Below are 15,011 nucleotides of genomic sequence, written 5' to 3'. Positions count from 1 at the left end.
GTCGTTAGCCGCGCGCCGCGTTCACTTGACAGCTTCGACCAAGGCCATGCCTTCGCCGCGGTAATGGCCGGCGCCGACCACCACGATCTGGGTCGGAGCCTCCTTCATCTCGCTCTCGACGCCCGAGGTGTCGCCAGGCGCGAACAGCGCGCCGCGCGAGATCGAGAGCGCTGCGAGCGCAAGATCGAGCGCGAAATGCGCCTCCATCGTGTGGCCGAAGCGGGTGCCGCTCGAGCGCACCGCGAAGGCCTTGTGATGGTCGAGGAACGCGCGCTCCTCCGACGTCACGGGCTCGGCACCGGTCGCGCCGGTGATGATCGCGCCCGGTGCGTCGTGCACGTCGAGCGCCGACCACAGCCGGTCGAGCGTGCCGGTGACGGCGCCGGCCTCCTTGCGACGGGCACGATCGGCGACCACCTTGCTCAGCCGCGCCAGCGGCTTCGCGCCACGGGCCTCGGCATGCGGCTTGGATTCCAGCACCAGGAACGCGCCGGCCGAGCCGAGCGCGAAGCCCGGATGCTCCTTGCGTGCCCACACCGGCTTGAACTCGTTCTTCAGATTGTAGTCGCCGAACTCGTAGAGAACGAGCAGATCCTTGCGCTCGCCATTATGCGAGCCGCCGACCAGCGCGATGTCGCTCTGTCCACCGGCGATGCGGGCCAGAGCGATCTTGAACGCGTCGACGCCCGCGACCTCTTCGCCCATGAAGGTGCGCGAGGTGCCGCAGACGCCGTGCGAGATCGCGATGTTGCCGGCGAGAAGGTTGGAGAGCTGAGCCAGGAACAGCGTCGGGCGCAGGTCGCTCATCAGCCGGTCGTTGAGGAAGCCCGGCGTGCAGTTGCCTTCCGCCTCGGCGTTGAGAATTGCGGTGTCGACCGAGATGTCGCGCTCGCCGCCGCCGGCGGCGACGATCATGTCCATCCGGGAGAGGACGTCCTTGTTGCCCTTGAGGCCTGCCGAATCCAGCGCGAGCCCGGCGGCATAGGTGCCGATGCGCTGCCACCCCTCCATCTGGCGCTGTTCCTTCTTGGGGATCTGCGCTTCCAGATTCACCTTGGCCCAGGGATGCACGATGTAGGGCGCAAAACCCTTCTCATCGACATTGATCTGGCCGGCGTTGGAGAGCCTCCCAGTTCGCATCGAGGCCCTCGCCGAGCGAGGTCGCAAGGCCGATGCCGGTGATCCAGACTTCGACGGGGGCTGATGTCACGGAAGGCGTCTCACTCATCGCTGCAGGATCTGTTGCGGAAAGCCGACGCGCTCGGCGACGGCATCCATATGTCCGCGCAGCTCCGGATTGGGGAAGGGAACGTGGCTGAACGTGATCGTCGCGTTCGAGCGCAGCTTGCCGCCGACCTTCACGCGCGCCTCGGTGATGGCGTAGCCAGAGCCCTCATGCAGCACGTTGGCCTCGACGGTCAGCACCTCGCCGGGCTGCACGAAGCCGCGCATCTTGGCTTCCTTCACGGCGGCAAGGAACGGCATCCGCTCGAACTTCATCAGCGCGAGCAAGAGCCAGCCGGAGGTCTGCGCCATCGACTCGATCAGCAGCACGCCGGGCATGATCGGATAGCCCGGGAAGTGCCCTTCGAAGATCGTGCTTTCGGTCGGAACCTTGGCTTCGACGGTGATGGTCTTCTCGTCCAGCTTGAGGTCGAGAATGCGGTCGATCAGCAGGAAGTATTCGATCTGCATGGCGGGCGCTCAGGCGCCCTTGGCGGCGACCAGCTCGTCGATGCGGGCGCAGAGGTTCTTGAGCACGAAATACTGCTCGGTGCTGGCCTTGCCGTCGTTGACTTCCTGCGTCCACTTCTCGAGCGGCAGCTTGATGCCGAACGCCTTGTCGATCGCAAACGCGATGTCGAGGAAATCGAGGCTGTCGATGCCCAGATCGTCGATGGCGTGGCTATCCGGCGTGATCGTGTCGCGCGGGATGTCGCAGGTTTCAGCGATGATCGTGGCGACCTGATCGAATGTTGAGGACATCACTAAGCCTTTGATATTTTGGAGCTAATCCGGTAGGTGGCGACGGCGGGACACCGCGCCCCGAAGGCGTCCGATGCGAGCCCTGATACCCCCGCCGCCCGGGAGTCGTGTGCCCGTATATCGGAGCGCCGCCGTGAGTTCAATGGAGCCGGGCAGGGCGGTTGTGGCGGGATTGTGATGCCCTGTGGGGGAGGCCGACCATACCCGTCAGGGCGTGTAGGTCTCGGTGATGATGCGGGCGCAGTCGCGCCGTCCGGTCAGCAGGCAGTCCTGGGTCTTGCGCAGGTCGGCGATGCTCATCGCCAGCCAGATGCCGATCGCGGTCAGGGCGATGGTGAAGGCGATCGCGGCGATGTTGGCGAGGATGCGGTGGCGGAAATCGTCCGGCTCCTCGCGGGGCTGCTCGTAGCGGGAGAGATCGAGGGACAGCGGCTCGCGCCGCCGCAGCGGCACAGGGGGATTCACGCTCGGGCTGCCGCCCTCGGGCATGCGCCGCACCGGGCCATTGCGGGGCCGGAACGGCACCACACGATGCTCTTCCTCCGCTGCGATGGGGCGCTGGGACTTCATGCCTCGACTCCAATGCTCGTTCTTAGCACGCGGGCACAACCTCTCACAAAGAAACTTTGCCACGATTGAGCTGCATCAGCAAAGTGTCTCGCTCTGTGGATGCGGCCGCCTGGAACCGGTCGGGGATAGGCCGGCAGGCGCGCTGCAAGGGGCCGGCAGACGTGGCATAATGCGGATCATTTGATCCGGAGCCTTATCCATGGCCAATACCCGCGAGCCGCTGCTGCATCCGATTCCGATCCTGTCGCTGCGTCCGACGCAGATGACGGTGGGCATGCGCGAGGTGAAGGAGAAGCGGGAGCGCTTTCGCGAGCACAAGGCCAAGAAGAAGGCCGAGCTCATCGGCAAGCACATGATCCCGGTCGTGCTCGGACCGGACAAGCGGCACTACGTGGTCGACCACCATCATCTGGCGCGCGCGCTGCACGACGAGGGCGTCAAGGACGTGCTGGTCACCGTGATCGGCGATCTCTCGATGGTCGATCCCGATGGCTTCTGGAACGTGATGGACAACAAGCGCTGGGTCTATCCCTACGACGCCAAGGGCGAGCGGCGGCATTTCAAGGACCTGCCGAAGAGCGTCGCTGATCTGAAGGACGATCCCTTCCGTAGCCTCGCCGGCGAGCTGCGCCGCGCCGGTGGCTTCGCCAAGGACACCACGCCGTTCAGCGAGTTCCTGTGGGCCGACTTCCTCCGCCGCAAGGTCAAGCGCAAGATGGTGGAGAGCGACTTTGCCGGCGCGATGGAGCACGCGCTGGCGTTCGCCAAGAGCCATGATGCGGTGTACCTGCCCGGCTGGTGCGGGCCGGCGTCGGACGATTGATCCGCTTTGTTGCAGGCTTACTTCGCCTTCGGCAGACGGCCCATCAGATAGAACTCGTCATTGGGCCGCATGCCCGTGACATTGGCCATCCGGTTGGAGAGCGCGAAGAAGGCGGCGATCGCGGCGATGTCCCAGATGTCGTCATCGCTGAAGCCGTGCTCCGCCAGCGTCTTGAAATCGGCATCGCCGACGGTCTGCGCCTCCAGCGCGACCTTCATCGCGAAGTCGAGCATGGCGCGCTGCCGCGGCGTGATATCCGCCTTGCGGTAGTTGATCGCGATCTGGTCGGCGATCAGAGGATTCTTGGCGCGGATGCGCAGGATCGCGCCATGGGCGATCACGCAATACTGGCACTGGTTGGCGCTCGAGGTGGCCACCACGATCATCTCGCGCTCCGCCTTGGTCAGCCCGCCATCCTTCTCCATCAGCGCGTCGTGATAGGCGAAGAAGGCGCGGAACTCCTCGGGCCGGTGCGCCAAGGTGAGAAAGACGTTCGGCACGAAGCCGCTCTTCTCCTGCACGCCCAGCAGGCGGGTGCGGATGTCCTCCGGCAGCGAATCGATCGCGGGAACGGGAAAGCGGCTGATCGTGGGCTGGGTCGCGGGCTGGGTCATGAGCGATGGGTCCGGCATGGCATATGGCGAGCGAACCTTAGTCGATCGGCGAGGGGGCGCAACGGCCGCGCTCAGTTCAACACCTCCACGGTGGCGGAGCGTCCCGCAACCAGCTCGCTGCGCCGCGACGTGTCATCGAGCGCAATCCGCACGGGGACGCGCTGCGCGAGCCGCACCCAGTTGAAGGTCGGATTGACATTGGCGAGCAGGCTCGCGCCCTCGGCGCGGTCGCGGTCCTCGATCCCTGCGGCGATGCTCTCGACATGGCCAGTCAGCACCTCGCCGGTGCCCATCAGGCGGATGCGCACGGGCGCGCCGACGCGGATGCGCGGCAGCTTGGTCTCCTCGAAATAGCCCTCGACATGCAGCGTATCGGTGTCGACCAGCGCCATCACGCCTTTTCCGGCGCCGACATAGGTGCCGGGGCGCAGATCCATGTTGGTGATGATGCCGTTGACCGGCGCGTGCACCTCGCTGCGCTCCAGGTTGAGCTTGGCGACGGCCTGGTCGGCCAGCGCCTGGTCATAGGACGCCTGCGCCTGCTGCTGGGTGGCGAGCACCTGCTCCTGGCGCTGCTGCGACACCGCCTCGGTGGTCAGCGAGCGGTAGCGGTTGAGATCGGCATTGGCCTCGTTGAGCGTCGCCAGGCGGCCGGCGACCACGGCGTCGGCCTGCTGCAGCGCGAGCTTGAAGCGGGCCTGGTCGATCCGGAAGATCACGTCGCCCTGATGCACCGGCTGGTTGTCGCGCACGAGCACCTCGGTCACGAAGCCGGAGACGTCGGGGGCGATCTGGACGATGTCGGCGCGCACGCGGCCGTCGCGGGTCCAGGGCGCCTTCATGTAGTAGCTCCACAGGTAGCTGCCGACCAGGATGGCCGCTGCGACGGCGGCGGTGGTGACCGCCACGCGGCCGAGCAGAGCGAAAGTGCTTTTCACGACAGGAGCTCCGAAGCGAGATAGACGATGCCCCCGAGCGCGCAGACATACAGCGCGAAGTCGAACAGAGCGGGGTGCCAGACCAGGCGGTAGACGCCGAAACGACGTAGGAGGGCGCGAAGCAGCGCGATGCAGCCATAGGCCAGGACCAGCCACAGCAGCAGCGAGGGCACCAGCACGCCGGCGATGTCGATGTCGTGTCTCATGCCACGAGACTCCGCAGACCTGCCGCGTCCGCATGATAGGCCGGCGCGTCCGGAAACAGGCCGGTGCGGATGCCGACCAGCCCGATCAGCGCGTCTTCCTTGGCTGCTGCCGCCGGTTCGGCCAGCGTCCTCAACAGCGCGACGTCGATCGCGGCCAGCAGATCGGCCGGCATCGCGCCCGCGCCGCGGCTGCGACAGGCGGCGGCGAGACGATCGAGCATGGTGTCGATGGCGCCGAGCGTTGCCGCCGTCAGGCCATGACGGGCGCGGCGGAGATCGATGATGTTGAGACCGACGCGCAGCTGGCTCAGGCTGTCGAGCTCGCGGCGGTCATCCTCGGGGATGGCCGCAAAGCGTTGCGCCAGCAGTCCAAGGCGATCGAGCATCAGGCCGACGAAGGCAGCGCGGTCGTGATGGCCGCGGTGCTCGGCGGTCAGCGCCAGGGTCTCCCAGCTCGTGCGCAACAGCCGCTGCGCGATCCATTCGGCGCGCACGGAGCGCACCAGGCGCGTCAGCACGACGGCTGCGACCATGCCGACCATGAAGGCGATCGACGAATTGGCGTAGCTCTGGAAGTCGGCACTGTAGGTCGATTGCAGCGCCAGCAAGGTGGCGCCGTTCGCGCCCAGCGCCATGCCGATCGGCGTGGTCTGCGGGCGGGCGATCAGCACGCCGAACAAGAGGAAGGCCGGCGCAAGCGCGGCGATCAGCAGCTCGACATCCGAGATCGCCGGCATGATCGCAAACAGGTAGATGGCGTCAATGACGATGGCGACCAGCGACCACGCAGCGAAACGCACGATGCTTGGGGCAGGGTCGTCCTGCGCGGCGAAGAACGAGCAGGCGACGGCGGCCATCATCGGCGCAGAGGCGCCGTCCGCCCAGCCGGTCGCGATCCAGAACGCGCAGCAGACCAGGATGGCGATGACGACGCCGGCCGCCGACCACAGCGCCAATGCGTGGTCGCGATGCCGCGCCGGCGCGATGCCCTGCTCGGTGCGGAAGGCGAGCGGCACATTGGCCGTGTCTTGGCTCGTTGCGATCGCCGCGTTCAGCGCCCGGCAGTCCTCGGCAATGTCGACCAGCTCGCGCAGCCGGATCAGCAGGCTTGCGATCATGATCTGGTCCCATGATGAGTGTCCCTCCAGCGAGGCCCGGAGCGCGGCGATCTCGGCGCGCAGGCGATCAGCCGGCTCGCGGTCGCGAGCCGCGGTCACCCAATCGGCCAGCCGGTGCAGCAGCGCGTTCAGCTCGGGCCCGACATGGCCTTGGAGCGCGGCCAGCCGGTCGTGGATCGAGCCGAGCAGCGGCAGCAGCAACTGCATGTGCAGCCGCAGGGATCGCAGGCCCTCGACGGCGTCGTGGTCGGCCTGGCGGTCGAAGGCGAGGTGCGTGGCGAGCGTGTCGATCTCCAGCGCTTCCGCTGCCAGCCGCAGGCGGTGCGCGCGATCCTCCTCGCTGCCGCCACCGCCAAGCAGCACGTCGCGGCTCAGCCGGCGCGCCTCGCCGAGCCAGCGCTCCACCTTGGCTGCGACCGCGGGAGCGACGCTGCGGGGAAGCACGATGGTGGAGACCAGCGTCGCACAGACGATGCCGAGCGTGATCTCCTGCGCGCGCGCCACCGCGACATCGAAGATGCCTCCGGGATCGGTCACGGCGGGGAAGCCGATCAGCGCCAGCGTGTAGCCGGCCAGCATGAACAGATAGCTGCGCGGGGTGCGGTCGAGCAGCGAGACATAGAGGCAGGCGCCGGTCCACAGCGCGATGACCAGGCTGAGCAGCTCGGGCGCATTGACGAAGGTCGGCAGGATCGCGACCGCCGCCGCGGCGCCGGCCAGCGTTCCCAGCACGCGATAGAGCGCCTTCGAGGCCGTTGCGCCGGCCAGCGGCTGGGAGGTGATGTAGACGGTGGCCATCGCCCAATACGGCCGCGGCAGGTCGATCCACAGCGCGATCAGCAGCGCCAGCATGGCCGCGCCGAACGTCTTGACCGAGAATGCGAGGTCGGCGCCACGCAGCGGAAATCTGTTCATGGCTCGCCTGCGGGATCAGCATCGGGCGGAATGGCCTCGTGCAGTCGCGTCATGCGCTGCTCGATGCGATGCAAAACGTCGTAGGCGGTCGCGAGGTCCTCAGCCGGAATGCCTTTCAGCAGATCCTCGCGGACATGCCGCAGCACGCCTTCGATCTCCTCAGCCTTGGCTGCGCCCTTGGCGGTGAGATGCAGCGTCTTGGCGCGGCGGTCGCTTGGATCCTCCCGGCGCTCGACCAGCTTCTCGGCCTGGAGCAGGTCGATCAGGCGGACCAGCGAGGGGCCCTCGATGCCGACGTTCTCGGCGAGCGCACCCTGGCGGATGCCCTTGCCGTCCTCGGTGCCGTGCCTCGCGAGCGCCCGCAGCGGGTGGGCGGTCGCCTGGGACAGGCCGTGATCGGCCAGCGCCTGATCGCCTCGCGACGCCACAGCCGCGCGACGCGGGCGAGGAGGAGGCCGATCTCCGCAGCGAAATTTGGGGGAACGGGGGGCATGAGCAATAGATAGGAATAAAATTGGTAGCTTGCAATCTATTGGCTCGCACGACTTTGAGCGCGAGTTCCCAAGCTGGCTTGGCGGGGAACCCGGCCGCCAGCATGCGAGCCTGGAGGTTCGAGGAGGCTAGCGCAGCGGCTTCTTGAGCAGCGAGAAGCGGTCGGGATCGAGGCCCATCGACGGCTGCAGCATCGGGGCGTCCAGCGAGTTCGGCAGGCTGCCGCGATCGCTGCCCACGCTCATGCCGCCGTCGCCATTTGCAGCGTCGCGGCTTGAGGTGGCGCCGCGCCAGCGCTCCAGCACTGCGCTGACGAAATGCATGTCGTGCCCCGCATTGACCGAGCGCACCGTGGCGATGGTCGCCTCGCTGCGCGGCATCTGATGCGGCGGCACCTCCTTGAAGCGCAGCCGCGTCGGCAGCGCGACGCCTTCACCGAACGCCAGCACCTCGCGGGTGCCAAGCGAAGGAACGAAGGAGAGCAGGTTGGCGGCGGCATCCGACACCGCGGAGCGCAGCAGCGACTGGTCGCGCTCGTTGGCGAGGCGCATCGTGAACAGCGTGTTGCACTGGGAGATGATGGTGGCGTCGAGCTCGGCCGGGCGCTGGGTGATCAGGCCGAGATAGACGCCGTATTTGCGGCCTTCCTTGGCGATGCGCGAGATCGCCTTGCGGGTCGGGCCGAAGCCGATCGAGCGGTCGGCGGAGGCGTAGCGGTGCGCTTCCTCGCAGACGAACAGCAGCGGCGAGACGCCATCGCTCCACAGGCCGAAATCGAACGCCATGCGGCAGACCACCGACACGACGGAGTCGACGACCTCGGCCGGGAATCCGGCGAGCTGCATCACCGTCATCGGACGACCATTGGCGGGCAGGCGGAACAGATGGCTGATGACCTCGGCCATGGTGTCGCCGCCGACATTGGCGTTGTCGAACATGAAGGCGTAGCGCGGGTCGTTGCGCACGGTCTCGATGCGCGAGATCAGCTTGTGATAGATGATGCGCGAGGAGCGGTTCTCGAGCTTGCCCATGCGCTCGTCGATCAGGTTGATCAGGTCGACGAGGCGGTAGGGCACCGGCGTATCGACGGTGTAGCCGACCATCTTCGGATCGATGCGCTTCAGGCCGATGCGGTCCGTGTTCTGGTACTGGGTGTAGATGCCCTTTGCCAGCGGGATCACCTCGGCGAGAATGTCGAGCTCCTCGGGCACGCCCGGACGGCCGCCGAACAGGACGTCGACGATCTCCTCGAAATTGAACAGCCAGAACGGCAGCTTCAGATTGCGCGGATTGAGGACCAGCGCCTTCTCGCCGAAGCAGCGGCCATATTCGTTGTGGACGTCGAGCAGGAAGATGCGCAGGTTCGGGCGCGCTTTGAGTATCTCGTTGAGCAGCAGCGACACGCCGGTGGATTTACCGACGCCGGTCGAGCCGAGCACCGCGAAGTGCTTCGAGAGCATTTCCTCGACATTGACGCAGGCGCGCACCGATGTGTCCTGCTGGAGCGCGCCGATATCGATGTGGTCGCCGGCGGTCGGCGTGTAGATCGTGCGCAGCTCCTGGCTGGTGATCATGTCCACGGCGTCGCCGATGGTCGGATAATGGGTGACGCCGCGCTGGAACTTCGGCTTCTCGGCGGGCCCGAGGATCTCGCCGAGCAGGTCCACAGACGCCGTCGCGACGTATTCGCTGGCCTGCGAGAGGTCCTCGCTGGTGACCTCGGTGATGATGGCGATGATCGTGGCGCTGGGGCAGCGGATGCTGATGAAGCGGCCGACTGTGGCGCGGATGTCGGAGACGGTCATCTGCTGTGTCGACAGAATGCCGACGCGGGCCTGGGAGCCTCGCACCGAGATCACGCGTCCGAAGGATGTCACGGTCATGAAACCTGTGGTGAATTGTTGCGCTGACACCTTCGCCGCTCTGACTGGACAATTTGTTAAACCGCTCATCATGATGAACGCGCCGCCTGCCTTCCGCGGCGTGGGAGGACGATGAGCGCGGCTCGAAGCGCGGTTCCTCAAACCTGCGTAACGCATTGGGCCGTAACGCTTTCTGCAGCCTTTGCTAAAGCGTCGCGCGAGCCGATCGGGTTTACGTTCGGTTTACCATTTTTAAGGGCTGCTTCAGCTTTGCGCGCGGACCGATCGACCTGACGGCGGTGAAGGCGAGCGCGCGGCGATTTGATCGCGATCAATCTGGAACGGCGGTGCGCCCGGTATATTTTTCCCGTCAAGCGCGAGGGAGCGGATGCGGGCGGTGTCGCGCTGTGCACCGGCCACCCATGCCGCTGAAGAGCCGATCCTCGCGTGAAGCAGGAGGATGACATCATGGCTGAACCCACCAAGCTGCCCGTCAACACCGAGAAAGCGAATGCGCCGTCCTTGCAGGGATGGCGGCCGTTCGAGAACCTGCGCCGCGAGATCGATCGCGTGTTCGAGGACTTCCACGGCGGCGTCTGGCGAACGCCGTCGCTGTTCGACCAGCTCCCGGGTCTGGCGCGCGCGAGATCGTTTGCCGTGGCGCCGGCGGTCGACGTCGCCGAGCACGACAACGCCTATGAGGTGACGGCGGAGCTGCCCGGACTCGACGAGAAGAATGTCGAGGTGAAGGTCGCCAGCGGCGTGCTGTCGATCAAGGGCGAGAAGCAGGAGGACAAAGAGGAGAAGAAGAAGGACTATTACGTCCGCGAGCGCAGCTTCGGCTCGTTCGAGCGCTCCTTCCAGATTCCGGACGGCGTCGACACCGACAAGATCGAGGCGGTGTTCAAGCAGGGCGTGCTGAAGGTGACCCTGCCGAAGAAGCCGGAGGTGCAGAAGGCCGCCAAGACCATCGATATCAAGGCGGCGTGAGCCGCGCAGCCGCGCGCGCTGTCCCAGGATCACGGGACGGCAGATGGTTCGGACGCTCAGGGAGGGCCGCGATTGCGGCCCTTTTTTTCGTCTGGCTGGAGGGGTAATCTGCCGCCCAAGCAAACGGCCGGCGCTGTCAGGCCGGCGGAACGACCGGAAGGGAGACGAGGGATGGGCAAGCTCGCGCTGGCGGCGAAGATCACGCATGTGCCGTCGATGTATCTCAGCGAGCTCGATGGCCCGGCCAAGGGCAAGCGGCAGTCGGCGATCGACGGCCATCTCGAGATCGGCCGGCGCTGCCGCGAGGCCGGCGTCGACACCATCGTCGTGTTCGACACGCATTGGCTGGTCAATGCCGGCTATCACATCAACTGCGCGCCGCACTTCCAGGGGCTCTATACCTCCAACGAGCTGCCGCACTTCATCGCCAACATGACGTATGAATACGACGGCAATCCTGAGCTCGGCCATATCCTGGCCAACGGCGCCAATGCGCATGGGATTGCGACCATGGCGCATGATGCGACCTCGCTGGCGCTGGAGTACGGCACGCTGGTGCCGATGCGCTACATGAACCCCGACCGCCACTTCAGGGTGGTGTCGGTGTCGGCGCTGTGCACCTCGCATTATCTCGCCGACAGCGCCAAGCTCGGCTGGGCGTTCCGCCGCGCCGTCGAGGATCACTATGACGGCACGGTCGCGTTCTTCGCGTCCGGCTCTCTCAGCCATCGCTTCGCGCAGAACGGCACCGCGGATGAATATCGCGACAAGATGTTCAGCCCGTTCCTGGAGCGGCTCGACCACGAGGTGATCCAGATGTGGAAGCAGGGCGAGTGGCCCGACTTCTGCGACATGCTGCCGGAATATGCCAGCAAGGGCCATGGCGAGGGCTTTATGCACGACACCGCGATGCTGCTCGGTGCGCTCGGCTGGAACCATTACGACCGCGGCGTCGAGGTGGTGACGCCGTTCTTCCCGTCGTCGGGAACGGGCCAGATCAACGCGGTGTTCCCGGTCTCGCCGATGCCGAGGGCGCTCGACGATGTCGGCCGCCCGCGCGCCGCGGCGCTCGCCGGCGGGCGGCTCTGACGGCACGCGCTCGCTCTACCAGACGCCGGCGCGCGTGAGCATCTCGACGATGTCCTCGGGATAGACCGTCTCGCGCGTCGCCGTCAGCTCGTCCCTCTGCCACCAGCGTTGCGCGGCAATGGCCGCGCGCTCGAGCTCGGTCCAATGCATCGACGAGAGCTCGGCCTGCGCGACCCTGATGAGGAAGTAACGCTCGTCCGCGCTGACCTCTTCGCCATCGACCAGCGTGAAGGTCAGCGCCCGCTGCGCGATCTCAGGCCCGGGATGATCGATGCGGATGCCGGTCTCCTCGAACATCTCCCGGCATGCCGCGGCCTCATAGCTCTCGCCCGGATCAAGCCCGCCGCCCGGCGTCGCCCAGAACTGCTGTCCCTTCAGCGCACCGGCCAGATGCACGAATTTGAACAGCAGCAGCCGGTCGTCGGGATCGACCACGAGGAGGCGGGAAGAGGGGCGGTCACGCATGGGAGGTTTTCGACGTTCCGACGGACGATGGTGCGCCAAGGTGCACGCGGCGATGAGCACGGGTTCAGCCGGACGACATGCCTTCTATGCGGCATCGGCTGGACCCGGCGACCATCCAGACGCGCGCCGCGCCTCACGCCGCGTGCCGGTGAGGCGACAGCCGTTCGGCCTCGCGGCGGCACTCGGCCGCGAACTGCCTGAGACGCTCGATCGTCAGCGTGTCGGTGATGCTCCGCTGCAGCCGTTCGGCCCGCGCAATCTGGTCTTCGAGATCCATCAGTCTGCTCATGTCCCGTCTCCCTGAACTGATAATTTGATGCAAATTGCATCGTTCCGGGCGGGTGCGCATCGTGGTGAATGGCGGGTTAATTCCGATCGCCCGCGCTGGCCGTGGCTTGCGCGCAGTAGTCCCGCCAGAACTTGCGATAGCCCTGCTCGACCTGCTGCGTGTAGAGCGCGTTGTCTCCGGCGGCTGAATGGGAGACCAGGCCCGGCAGCCGGGCGCGCAGCGCGGCAAGCTCCGCGGGCCGGGAGCAGAATTTCAGCGCAATGGCGAGATAGGCGTCGTCATCGTCGGCGACCCAGTCGTCGAGGCCGACCGCCTTGACGATCGCTCCGCCGGCGCGAGCGGCGGGGCCGCTGCCGAGCTTGGTGACGACGGGCACGCCCATCTGCAGCGACTCCCAGGTCGAGATGCCGCCATTCTGCGGGAACGGATCGAGCGAGATGTCGATGTCGGCGAACATCGCAAGATGGGCCTCGCGCGTCGTCTTTCCCTCGCAACGAACGCGGTCCGCGGCAATGCCGTGAGCGACGCAGCGCGCGATCAGTCCGTCGCGCAGCAGGGCATCGCCCATCGAGTGGTTCTTGACGACCAGGATCGATCCCGGGGTTGCCGCCATCAGCTTCGACCAGAGACTGAGCGTCGGGTCCGACAGCTTGTCGATGCGATTGAAGGCGCCGAAGGTGACGTGGCCGTTCCGAAGCATCGGCAGCGGCGATGCGGGAATGGGAGGCGGCGGTTCGATCGTGATCAGCGACGGCAGGTCGTAGATCTTCTCGGCAAACAGCGGCCGGACCGCGGCTGGAATCACCACCGGATCGGCCAGGAGATAATCCATGACGGGCAGGCCCGTCCCGGTGACGCTGCCGACGGCGGAGACCTGGATCGGGGCGGGCTTGCGCGCAAACAGCGTGAGCCGGTGGCCGGCGGAATGCCCGGAGAGGTCGACGAGGATGTCGACCTTGTCGGCCTGGATCTGATCGGCGAGCTTGTCGTCGCTCCACAGCGAGGCGTCGACCCAGCGATCGACCAGCGCTCGGCACAGCTCGGTCTTGGCGTCCTGCATCGGCGAGCAGGAATAAGCGAGGATCTCGAACTTCGCGCGATCGTGGTGGCGCAGGATGGGCATGAAGGCAAAGGCCGCCGAGTGGTCGCGGAAATCCGACGAGACATAGCCCACGACCAGCTTCCGGTCCGGATCGAGATCCCGTGCGCCGAGCGACCGCAGTGGCAAGCGCGACCCGATCGCGTCCCACCAATATTTCCGCTCGGCCTGAAGGCGCTTCACGGTCACGTCGGGCAGGAAATCCAGCGCGAAGATCTTCTTGGTGATCGCGTCCTCATGATGCGGGTTGATCGCGAGCGCGCGGTCGTAATGCTGGATGGCGGTCGCGGTGTCGCCCTGCGCCGCAGCGCAGACGCCGAGCAGGGTCCAGGCGAGCTCCGAGTTCGGGTTCTGGGCCAGCACCTTGTTGCTGACGGCGATCGCCTGCGCGAGATGGCCATTGGCGAGTGTCACCGTGGCCTTGCCGCAAAGCGCGGCTTCGAGAAGCGGCTCACGCGCGAGCGCGGCGTCGAAATCGGCCTCCGCCTGCTCGAACTTGCCGAGCTCCTGATACACCCGCCCGCGTTGGGCGATCACGGCGCCCGCATTCGGATTGATCGCCAGCGCCGTATTCAGCGCGGCCAGTGCAGTCTCGAAATCGCGCAGATAGGTGCTGGCGACGGCCTTGCCGAACAGGGCGGACAGCAACCGGGGCTGCAGCGACAGCGCGCGATCGAAGTTCTGGCCGGCCTCGGCGTGGCGGCTCGTGAACAGTAGCGTCATGCCGCGATTGGCGTAGGCCTCGGCATAGTCGGGCTTCAGCGCGATGGCGCGGTCATGCGCCGTGATCGCCTCCTCGAAACGGAACAGGCTCATCAGCGCATTGCCGAGATGGGTGAGCGCGGCCGGGAAGCTCGGCTTGAGCGCGATGGCGCGTTCGAAGCGGGCGCGGGCGTCCTCGTGCCGGCCGAGCCGGGACAGCGCGACGCCGAGATCGGACTGGGCATCTGCCGCGCGCGGGTCGACCTCGACCGCTCGCGTCAGGAGCAGCACGGCCTGATCGAACCGGCCGCACTCCCGTTCGGACACGCCGAGCAGATGCAGGGCGCCGAAATGCTGCGGCAGCTCGTGCAAGATCTGCTGGCACAGCGCCTGCGCTTTCTGATGCCGGCCCTCGCGATAGGCCTTCACGGCCGCGGGCAACAGCGCATCCGCCTGCTTCTTGGCGCGCTTCTGAAGCCGTGCGTTCTGAAAGGCCCGCGACCCGACGCTGCTCTGCACGTGCAATCCTCCGCCGAAGCGTTCCGTTGCCCGGAATGGTTGTTCCGTTCTCGTCGATTCGCAATGAGCAGAGGTTAACGAGGGGGAGGCGCGTCGAAGGGGCGCGTGAGAGAGCCGGCCTAGATCACGAAGAGGGAGGCGTCACGCTGCAGGCGGTCGCGGCGAGGTCAAGCTGGCTGGGGAACCTGGATTCGAACCAAGACAAACAGAGTCAGAGTCTGTTGTGCTACCGTTACACCATTCCCCAACGGAATGCCGAGCAGTTTCAAATGCTTGTTGAACTGTCTGACACCGTGATGCGAGCCGGGCCGCGCAAATCGGCGGCGGCGACTGG

The 15,011-nt window shown here is 66.5% G+C and carries 14 protein-coding genes, 1 tRNA gene and 2 pseudogenes; 3 read left to right on the top strand and 14 right to left on the bottom strand.

Going from position 1 to position 15,011, the window contains the following annotated elements; translation table 11 throughout:
• Nucleotides 1–21 precede the first annotated feature (21 nt).
• From ACVILH_RS28555 to ACVILH_RS28540, 4 genes and pseudogenes are all read right to left on the bottom strand, one after another.
• Nucleotides 22–1,228: pseudogene (locus tag ACVILH_RS28555) on the bottom strand (beta-ketoacyl-ACP synthase).
• On the bottom strand, nucleotides 1,225–1,695 hold the full coding sequence (locus tag ACVILH_RS28550; RefSeq protein ID WP_009028705.1) for a 3-hydroxyacyl-ACP dehydratase FabZ family protein: 471 nt from the start codon (nucleotides 1,693–1,695) through the stop codon (nucleotides 1,225–1,227). The pseudogene ACVILH_RS28555 and the gene ACVILH_RS28550 overlap by 4 nt, the downstream one beginning before the upstream one ends.
• Before the next feature lie 9 nt (nucleotides 1,696–1,704).
• Nucleotides 1,705–1,986 carry an acyl carrier protein gene (locus ACVILH_RS28545; protein ID WP_006609130.1) on the bottom strand — a complete coding sequence of 94 codons (282 nt, stop codon included), beginning with the start codon at nucleotides 1,984–1,986 and terminating at the stop codon, nucleotides 1,705–1,707.
• Between the two features lie 207 nt (nucleotides 1,987–2,193).
• On the bottom strand, nucleotides 2,194–2,556 hold the full coding sequence (locus ACVILH_RS28540) for a hypothetical protein (RefSeq protein ID WP_456715862.1): 363 nt from the start codon (nucleotides 2,554–2,556) through the stop codon (nucleotides 2,194–2,196).
• A gap of 199 nt (nucleotides 2,557–2,755) precedes the next feature.
• Here ACVILH_RS28540 and ACVILH_RS28535 point away from each other — a divergent pair, with 199 nt between their 5' ends.
• Entirely contained in the window at nucleotides 2,756–3,379 is a 624-nt protein-coding gene (locus ACVILH_RS28535; protein WP_456715861.1) for a ParB-like protein, read from the top strand.
• A 17-nt stretch (nucleotides 3,380–3,396) separates the two neighbouring features.
• Here the strand turns inward: ACVILH_RS28535 and ACVILH_RS28530 are convergent, their stop codons facing one another.
• From ACVILH_RS28530 to ACVILH_RS28505, 6 genes and pseudogenes are all read right to left on the bottom strand, one after another.
• Nucleotides 3,397–3,993 carry a peroxidase-related enzyme gene (locus ACVILH_RS28530; RefSeq protein ID WP_456715860.1) on the bottom strand — a complete coding sequence of 199 codons (597 nt, stop codon included), beginning with the start codon at nucleotides 3,991–3,993 and terminating at the stop codon, nucleotides 3,397–3,399.
• Nucleotides 3,994–4,064: 71 nt separating this feature from the next.
• Nucleotides 4,065–4,931: an efflux RND transporter periplasmic adaptor subunit gene (locus ACVILH_RS28525; protein ID WP_456715859.1), complete on the bottom strand. Its 867-nt coding sequence runs from the start codon at nucleotides 4,929–4,931 to the stop codon at nucleotides 4,065–4,067.
• Nucleotides 4,928–5,137: a DUF1656 domain-containing protein gene (locus tag ACVILH_RS28520; RefSeq protein ID WP_456715858.1), complete on the bottom strand. Its 210-nt coding sequence runs from the start codon at nucleotides 5,135–5,137 to the stop codon at nucleotides 4,928–4,930. Before ACVILH_RS28520 ends, ACVILH_RS28525 begins: the two co-directional genes overlap by 4 nt.
• On the bottom strand, nucleotides 5,134–7,170 hold the full coding sequence (locus ACVILH_RS28515) for an FUSC family protein (protein ID WP_456715857.1): 2,037 nt from the start codon (nucleotides 7,168–7,170) through the stop codon (nucleotides 5,134–5,136). The genes ACVILH_RS28520 and ACVILH_RS28515 overlap by 4 nt, the downstream gene beginning before the upstream one ends.
• Nucleotides 7,167–7,663 (bottom strand): annotated as a pseudogene (locus ACVILH_RS28510) (MarR family winged helix-turn-helix transcriptional regulator). Before ACVILH_RS28510 ends, ACVILH_RS28515 begins: the two are co-directional and overlap by 4 nt.
• Before the next feature lie 127 nt (nucleotides 7,664–7,790).
• Nucleotides 7,791–9,545 carry an ATP-binding protein gene (locus ACVILH_RS28505; RefSeq protein ID WP_456715856.1) on the bottom strand — a complete coding sequence of 585 codons (1,755 nt, stop codon included), beginning with the start codon at nucleotides 9,543–9,545 and terminating at the stop codon, nucleotides 7,791–7,793.
• 447 nt (nucleotides 9,546–9,992) lie between these two features.
• Here ACVILH_RS28505 and ACVILH_RS28500 point away from each other — a divergent pair, with 447 nt between their 5' ends.
• Both ACVILH_RS28500 and hpaD read left to right on the top strand, forming a co-directional pair.
• Nucleotides 9,993–10,514: an Hsp20/alpha crystallin family protein gene (locus ACVILH_RS28500; protein WP_456715855.1), complete on the top strand. Its 522-nt coding sequence runs from the start codon at nucleotides 9,993–9,995 to the stop codon at nucleotides 10,512–10,514.
• A 171-nt stretch (nucleotides 10,515–10,685) separates the two neighbouring features.
• Nucleotides 10,686–11,603: a 3,4-dihydroxyphenylacetate 2,3-dioxygenase gene (gene hpaD, locus ACVILH_RS28495; RefSeq protein WP_456715854.1), complete on the top strand. Its 918-nt coding sequence runs from the start codon at nucleotides 10,686–10,688 to the stop codon at nucleotides 11,601–11,603.
• A 15-nt stretch (nucleotides 11,604–11,618) separates the two neighbouring features.
• Here hpaD and ACVILH_RS28490 read toward each other — a convergent pair whose 3' ends face one another.
• The 4 genes from ACVILH_RS28490 to ACVILH_RS28475 form a co-directional block, all read right to left on the bottom strand.
• Nucleotides 11,619–12,068, bottom strand: coding sequence for an NUDIX hydrolase (locus ACVILH_RS28490; protein ID WP_456715853.1), 450 nt, complete (start codon nucleotides 12,066–12,068; stop codon nucleotides 11,619–11,621).
• 133 nt (nucleotides 12,069–12,201) lie between these two features.
• Nucleotides 12,202–12,357: a hypothetical protein gene (locus ACVILH_RS28485; protein WP_456715852.1), complete on the bottom strand. Its 156-nt coding sequence runs from the start codon at nucleotides 12,355–12,357 to the stop codon at nucleotides 12,202–12,204.
• A gap of 76 nt (nucleotides 12,358–12,433) precedes the next feature.
• On the bottom strand, nucleotides 12,434–14,677 hold the full coding sequence (locus tag ACVILH_RS28480; protein ID WP_456715851.1) for an O-linked N-acetylglucosamine transferase, SPINDLY family protein: 2,244 nt from the start codon (nucleotides 14,675–14,677) through the stop codon (nucleotides 12,434–12,436).
• Between the two features lie 173 nt (nucleotides 14,678–14,850).
• Nucleotides 14,851–14,924: transfer RNA gene (locus ACVILH_RS28475), tRNA-Gln, on the bottom strand.
• Nucleotides 14,925–15,011: the final 87 nt, after the last annotated feature.

This window comes from Bradyrhizobium sp. USDA 4353 (genome assembly GCF_054063215.1).
Note: the sequence above shows the minus strand (reverse complement) of the source record. Positions and strands in the feature narration are given on the sequence as shown.

Coding starts and splice junctions, on each gene's coding strand:
- ACVILH_RS28535 (WP_456715861.1), top strand. CDS start 2,756: ATGGCCAATACCCGCGAGCCGCTGCTGCATCCGATTCCGATCCTGTCG.
- ACVILH_RS28505 (WP_456715856.1), bottom strand. CDS start 9,545: ATGACCGTGACATCCTTCGGACGCGTGATCTCGGTGCGAGGCTCCCAG.
- ACVILH_RS28530 (WP_456715860.1), bottom strand. CDS start 3,993: ATGACCCAGCCCGCGACCCAGCCCACGATCAGCCGCTTTCCCGTTCCC.
- ACVILH_RS28540 (WP_456715862.1), bottom strand. CDS start 2,556: ATGAAGTCCCAGCGCCCCATCGCAGCGGAGGAAGAGCATCGTGTGGTG.
- ACVILH_RS28485 (WP_456715852.1), bottom strand. CDS start 12,357: ATGAGCAGACTGATGGATCTCGAAGACCAGATTGCGCGGGCCGAACGG.
- ACVILH_RS28515 (WP_456715857.1), bottom strand. CDS start 7,170: ATGAACAGATTTCCGCTGCGTGGCGCCGACCTCGCATTCTCGGTCAAG.
- ACVILH_RS28500 (WP_456715855.1), top strand. CDS start 9,993: ATGGCTGAACCCACCAAGCTGCCCGTCAACACCGAGAAAGCGAATGCG.
- hpaD (WP_456715854.1), top strand. CDS start 10,686: ATGGGCAAGCTCGCGCTGGCGGCGAAGATCACGCATGTGCCGTCGATG.
- ACVILH_RS28490 (WP_456715853.1), bottom strand. CDS start 12,068: ATGCGTGACCGCCCCTCTTCCCGCCTCCTCGTGGTCGATCCCGACGAC.
- ACVILH_RS28550 (WP_009028705.1), bottom strand. CDS start 1,695: ATGCAGATCGAATACTTCCTGCTGATCGACCGCATTCTCGACCTCAAG.
- ACVILH_RS28545 (WP_006609130.1), bottom strand. CDS start 1,986: ATGTCCTCAACATTCGATCAGGTCGCCACGATCATCGCTGAAACCTGC.
- ACVILH_RS28520 (WP_456715858.1), bottom strand. CDS start 5,137: ATGAGACACGACATCGACATCGCCGGCGTGCTGGTGCCCTCGCTGCTG.